Below are 6,204 nucleotides of genomic sequence, written 5' to 3' on the forward strand. Positions count from 1 at the left end.
GGCGATTGTGGTGGGTGTACTGCTGATCTTTATGGTCGTACGCAGCGGCATCATTATTGCACTCTCGCTTGCGCTGAACGTGCTGGGCACCCTGCTAATCATGTATTTGTGGGGCATTGAGCTACAGCGTATTTCGCTGGGAGCGCTGATTATCGCCCTCAGTATGCTGGTGGATAACGCGATTGTGATCGTCGAAGGGGTACTGATTGCGCGTCAGCAAGGCTCATCGCGCACCTCGGCGATCAACTTTGTTATCCGGCGTTCGGCCTTCCCGCTGTTAGGGGCCACGATTATCGCGATACTGGCGTTTGCACCGATTGGGTTGTCGCAGGATTCCACCGGTGAGTACTGCAAATCGCTGTTCCAGGTGTTGCTGATATCGCTGATGTTGAGCTGGTTCTCAGCGCTCACCATCACGCCGGTGTTGATCAAATGGTGGCTGTTTAAAACGAGTAGCACGGCAACACCCGCCGCTGAAGCCTCGCCCTATGATGGCGGTTTTTATCGACTCTACCAACGCACGCTCAACGCGCTGCTACAGCAGAAAACCCTCACGCTTTCAGTGATGGCCGTTCTGCTGGCACTGGCGATTTGGGGTTTTGGTGGCGTGCGGCAAAACTTCTTCCCCTCGTCTAATACGCCGATCTTCTTTGTCGATTTGTGGTTGCCATACGGCACGGACATCAAAGCCACCGAGCAAATGGCCAGCGATATTGAAAAGTCGATCACCGGGCAGCAAGGCGTGGTGTCTACGGTCACCACCGTCGGCCAGGGCAGCATGCGCTTTATCCTCACTTACAATGGACAGCGCCAATACAGCAACTATGCGCAAATCATGGTGCGCATGGACGATCAGCGCAATATCGCCGCGCTGTCACGCCGTGTGGATAACTATATTGCCCACCAGTATCCGCAGGTGAATGCCAGCAACAAACGGGTGATGTTTGGTCCTTCCGGCGGCAGCGCCATTGAAGTACGCATCAAAGGCCTCGATCCCGACCGCATGCGACTGATTGCCAGTGAAGTGGGTGATATCCTCGCGCAGGATCCCGCCACCGACAGCGTGCGCAATGACTGGCAAAACCGCAGCAAGGTTATCCGTCCACAGTTTAATCCGGCGCTGGGCCGCGAGCTGGGGGTGGATAAACAGGAAATCGATAACGCGCTGCAAATGAATTTCACCGGCAGCCGCGTGGGCTTATATCGTGAAGGTGCAGATTTGCTGCCGGTGGTGGTGCGTCCGCCCGCCAGTGAACGCCAGGATGCCAATCATCTGAACAACGTGCTGGTGTGGAGCCAAAGCCAGCAGCACTATATTCCACTCAGCAATGTGGTGAGTGGCTTCAATCTCGAATGGGAAGATCCATTAATTCTGCGGCGCGATCGCAGTCGCGTGCTGACGGTGATGACCGATCCCAGCCCGCTCAGCAGCGATACCTCCGGTGATATTCTGTCACGCGTGCGGCCGCAAATTGATCAGCTCCCACTGCCGCACGGCTACAGCATTGAATGGGGCGGCGATGCCGAAAACTCCAGCGAAGCGCAGCAAGGCGTGTTCACCACGTTGCCGTTGGGCTATCTGGTGATGTTTGTCATTACCGTGCTGATGTTTAGCTCCGTAAAAAATGCCGTGGCAATCTGGCTCACGGTGCCATTGGCGCTAATCGGCGTGACGCCGGGCTTTTTGCTCACCGGTATTCCGTTTGGCTTTATGGCACTGATCGGCTTGCTGAGCCTGAGCGGCATGCTGATCCGCAATGGCATTGTGTTGGTGGAAGAGATTGAACAGCAAAAACAGGACAAAACGCAGCACGACGCGATTCTGTATGCCGCCACGTCGCGCTTGCGCCCCATCCTGCTGACCGCGTTCACCACAGTGTTAGGCCTGGCACCGCTGCTGCGCGATGTGTTTTTCCAGAGCATGGCGGTGGTGATTATGTTTGGACTGGGCTTCGCAACGATACTGACGCTGCTGGTTCTGCCGGTGATTTATGCCTGCTTCCACCGCGCTGAGAAAGCGACGTCAACATGAACGCCACCGGGCTGAATGTCATTAAGACACTCGGCTGCATGGCGGCAGTGACCTTTTTTACGTTGTATAACACCTGGGATCGCTACGATTATGATTACCACTGGATTCTGGCGTTCCTGACGTTTATCTCCACCATCGCCACCCCACTGTTTTTTGTGGTGGCGGGCATTATGGATAGCCACGCCGAGCAGGATTTACGCTGGCAGCTCAACAAGATACGCAATGTGGTGATCGTGTTTCTGTTCTGGATGACGATTTACTATCTCTGGGAACCTTACCAGCGCGGCTATCTGATTCAGCCGTGGTTTGTGTTCTCGTTTATCGTGATCTACAGCTTCAATCCGCTGCTCAGCTGGCTCAGCCTTCATCGCCTGGCGTTTTGCGCGCTGGTCGGCGCCCTGTTGCTGTTTTCCTATGGCTACGATTTGCTGTCGGTGCTCTATCCCGAGGTGCGGGTGCTCAGTCTCGCGCCGCAATACCGTATCTGGACCTGGTTACTGTTTTACCTCACCGGCCAGCTATTGTGTGAACCGGTGATTGCCGACTGGCTGAGTCGGAGAAGAGTCGCCCTTATCGCTACCTGCGCCCTGCCGTTTATTTATCTGTTCACCTGGTTGTACGAGCAGCACTTCTTCTTCGCGCTGTTTAAAGCCGAACGCAATGCTTTCCTCCTCACCGGCTCACAAATCTACCTGCTGGTGGTCGCACTGGTGTTAGCCGCCAGCGGCGTGCGCTTTCGCCGCCATGTCGCCCTCAAAGAGACGCTGCTGGCCACCGTGAGTAAAACCATGACCGGGGTGTACATCATGCACTACTCGGTGTTTCATATCGTCACCGCGTTGATCCCGATTAACTCGCTGGCCACTAAACTCACGCTGATTGTGCTGACCTTTGTGCTCTCAGTTTTGCTGGCCCGACTGATTCTTGCCAACGGGCTGCTGAAAAAAGTCATCACTCTTTAAGGCACTGTTGCAGATCCGACTGCTGGCCGCAGGCAATCCGTCCATTAATTTGCGCCATCATATAAGTGAAAAACGGATTGGAGGTATTACGCATCAGCGTATCGAGCCCCACGGTGAGGCTGGAAGTTTCTCCGCGTAGTGAAATGGTGCCGAGGCTGATGCCATAACGATTTTTCTCGGTGGGTTCGCGACCATACAGCGAATCGGTGAGAGGGAATGGGACAGCGATATGCGACAAGGAATACATATCCTGCGGCCACGCCAGATGCAGCGGACGCGTCACTTCGTTGGTTTGATCGGCATGCGTGATGCGGGCAACCACCTCATAAGTGGTGGGCGACGCGTTAGTGATCACCGTTGTGGCGTAATGACGCGGCGCGGCAGGCAGTAAGTCGTTGACCGCTGAATACAGTGCAGGCCGGAACAGCGCGCGCAAATTGGCTGCCTGATTAATATCGAAAATCATTAACTGGCTGCCGTTGTCCGGTAAATAGCGATACAGCGCATTGACCACTGCTCGAGTGCTGACCGTAGAATCGAGGATCGACTGGAAAGTCAGTACCGGTGGTAAGCCACGTATTTCGCCATCGCGTGCGAGTTGAACAATCTGTTCCTGCAACGCCTGGGTTAACAGCCAGGACTGGCGAGCCGCCCGCACCGGGAATGAATTGTATTTAAACGGGTTGTATTCCGGCACGATATTCAGCCACGCCGCTTTAGCAAACACCGGGAACACCGCTGGCCATCCCGCTAACCCCGCAAAACGGGCGTATGCCGTCACACCAATCATCGGTGACAACAACACCACCTGTTGTGGTTTGCGCAGATTTTGATTCTGCTGAGAATCGAGCACATATTTCATCGCCAGCGCGCCGCCGTTGGAGTAGCCCACCAGATGCAACGGGACCTGGGTTCCCGCTATCCGGGTGGCTTCACGCACGGCCAGACGCGTCGCGGCCAGCCACATTTTCCAGTCAACTTTGGTTAACGATCCCGGCGCGGTGCCATGGCCGGGCAGCCTGGGTACTACCGCAACATAGCCTTGTTGCTGATAGGCCTGTGCCAGATAACGCATGCTGTAAGGTGAATCCGTTAAACCGTGCAACAGCACCACCGCGCCTTTAATTTCACCAGCGGGTTTGAGTACAAACGAACGGTTCCAGTCGGTGGCAAATCCTGCCGGATAGACCGGGCTTTGCGCATAATAGCGGTTAAGCGAGGTTTTCTCTTCAACGCTAAGTTGATCCGTGACGTTGTGTTTCATCTGCTTGAAGATCACATTTTCCTGCGCCAGATAATCGTCGAAGGTAGCGTGATCTATTTGCTCCACCGTCATTTCATCAGCCGCCCAGGTGTGCCAGCGATGCAGCGGCGGCCCCTGCTCAGACTGATATCCACGAATTAGCAAAAACATGATCAGCAAAGAAACCACGCCCAGGGCGATTATCTTCAGCCACTTAAGCACGGGAGAACGCTGCACCCTGTCAGAAACCATAGCGGAACCAGGCAAACAGCACGTTGCCGTTGTTGTAGCTACCCGGAATATAGGTGAACTGCACGTTAAGATTTTTATAACCTGCGGAGAACAGCGGCAGGACAATCGGCAGTGGCACATAGTTGGCAAAATCATCACGCGCGGTGATGCCAGCGGTTAACCCTAGCCCTAAGCGTACATCGCGTGCCTCATCGAGATACCAGCCTTTCTCCCAGCCGTAACCGATAATCGGCTGCCACATGTTGTGCGAATCCTTAAACGCCATCGCATACAGCGCGCTCCAGTCACCGTCCTCGTTGTAGCGCGACACACCAAAACCCCCGCCCCACGGCGATTCGTTGTAGTTGTCGGTTTTGTCTTTGTCGTAGGCGAAACGCGCATGCCAGCTGATAAACGGTAGGTAGATATCGTAATACTGAGGCTGTTCCCAGGTTTGCGAGACATCCTGCTTCAGCCATTCCCAGCCATCACTCAATGTGCCCGCCGCCAGAGCCGGGAAGGTCAGAACACTCAACGAGATGCACAACGCCACCAGAAAATTACGCATGGGTTATCCTTCTGCAAAAGCACCGATGATAGTGAGCAAGGGAAACATCCAGCATGATCTGTGTGCCCATACCGGGCAGACCATCAGGGAATATTATAGTTGTTGAGTCGGGGTTGAGGTGCTGCGCAAAGCATACTGTTGCGTGGCACATTCCATAAGAACGAGGTCGATTTGACTGGCGATGAAGACTTGCGCAAACTATGCTCTTTTGTATTAACAGTTAATACACGGTGAGTTCAATGAGAAAAATAACGTCGGTTAGCGTGGGTGAACAACTCGATAACTTCATCTCGCGCATGGTTGATTCAGGGCGATATGGATCAGCCAGTGAAGTGATGCGTTCGGCTTTACGCCTGCTGGAACAACAGGAATTACATGATCAAGTTGTCCGAAATGCCGTAGTTGATGGGTTGGAAAGTGGCGAAAGCCCGCGTTCACTGCGTGAAATCGCTGCTGAAAGGAAGAAGCTTAATCGTGTATAAACTGTCCGAACTTGCCGATAGTGACTTTGCCAATATCTATGATTATACCTTGCTCAAATTTGGTGAAGCCCAAGCCGATCGCTACACCGATGCATTGGATGAGTTCCTTGAAACATTGTCAAAGATGCCTGAGATGGGACAGGATTACCCGCGCGTGCAGGATGTGAAACGTATTGTTTTCCAGTCACATACCATTTTTTATACTGCCAATCCTTCCGGAATATTTATTGCCCGAATTTTACATCAACAGATGGATACGGCTCGTCACCTACCCGACTTTTAATTCCACACTCAGCACCCTATCGCGCCCAAAATCTTCCTCAACAACGCTTTTTTTACCTTTTCCAATCACCCCATCTTGATAACGATAACGATTTTCATTCAAATACAGCCTGCCACTCTTTTTTGTGCAGCACTGTGCGGTTGTTGGGAAGCTATCTTGCCAGCGTTACTATACGGAACTGTTCCGATATTTAAGCGGTAAACTGCGAGCTAAGCATCTCGCGAAAGAACTGACTCAGAAAACATTTAGCCGCGAGCATGGGAATTTCAACCAATATGTTTGCTGGCACCGCAATGCGCCAAAGCAATGGGCGCCAATCTACTAAGTCATTAACTGTGCGCCGCCGCGTTGATGGGAGGATTGTTGATGGTGCTTGCCGACTGGTTGGGGCGCAACATCGCCT

The 6,204-nt window shown here is 53.3% G+C and carries 6 protein-coding genes; 4 read left to right on the forward strand and 2 right to left on the reverse strand.

All coding sequences use genetic code 11. The features are described from left to right. A partial coding sequence (locus tag RT340_RS21165) for an efflux RND transporter permease subunit (RefSeq protein ID WP_313377659.1) occupies window positions 1-2,032 on the forward strand: 2,032 nt, incomplete at its 5' end. Next, the gene (locus tag RT340_RS21170) at window positions 2,029-2,994 is read left to right on the forward strand and encodes an acyltransferase family protein (RefSeq protein WP_313377660.1); all 966 of its coding nucleotides are present in this window, start codon (window positions 2,029-2,031) and stop codon (window positions 2,992-2,994) included. The genes RT340_RS21165 and RT340_RS21170, both read left to right, overlap by 4 nt. On the opposite strand, the gene RT340_RS21175 is transcribed toward RT340_RS21170, so the two are convergent. After that, window positions 2,984-4,489, reverse strand: coding sequence for an alpha/beta hydrolase (locus tag RT340_RS21175; RefSeq protein ID WP_313377661.1), 1,506 nt, complete (start codon window positions 4,487-4,489; stop codon window positions 2,984-2,986). The two genes, RT340_RS21170 and RT340_RS21175, sit on opposite strands and share 11 nt — an antisense overlap. After that, entirely contained in the window at window positions 4,479-5,036 is a 558-nt protein-coding gene (gene pagP, locus RT340_RS21180; RefSeq protein ID WP_097117704.1) for a lipid IV(A) palmitoyltransferase PagP, read from the reverse strand. Before pagP ends, RT340_RS21175 begins: the two co-directional genes overlap by 11 nt. A gap of 239 nt (window positions 5,037-5,275) precedes the next feature. Between pagP and RT340_RS21185 the strand changes: the two genes are divergently transcribed. Next, window positions 5,276-5,518 carry a type II toxin-antitoxin system ParD family antitoxin gene (locus RT340_RS21185; RefSeq protein WP_097117703.1) on the forward strand — a complete coding sequence of 81 codons (243 nt, stop codon included), beginning with the start codon at window positions 5,276-5,278 and terminating at the stop codon, window positions 5,516-5,518. Continuing rightward, window positions 5,511-5,801: a type II toxin-antitoxin system RelE/ParE family toxin gene (locus RT340_RS21190; protein ID WP_097117702.1), complete on the forward strand. Its 291-nt coding sequence runs from the start codon at window positions 5,511-5,513 to the stop codon at window positions 5,799-5,801. The genes RT340_RS21185 and RT340_RS21190 overlap by 8 nt, the downstream gene beginning before the upstream one ends. Window positions 5,802-6,204 lie beyond the last annotated feature (403 nt).

Origin of the sequence: Pantoea sp. CTOTU50773 (genome assembly GCF_032082325.1) — a bacterium.
In the GTDB taxonomy this organism is placed as follows: Bacteria; Pseudomonadota; Gammaproteobacteria; order Enterobacterales; family Enterobacteriaceae; genus Pantoea; species Pantoea communis.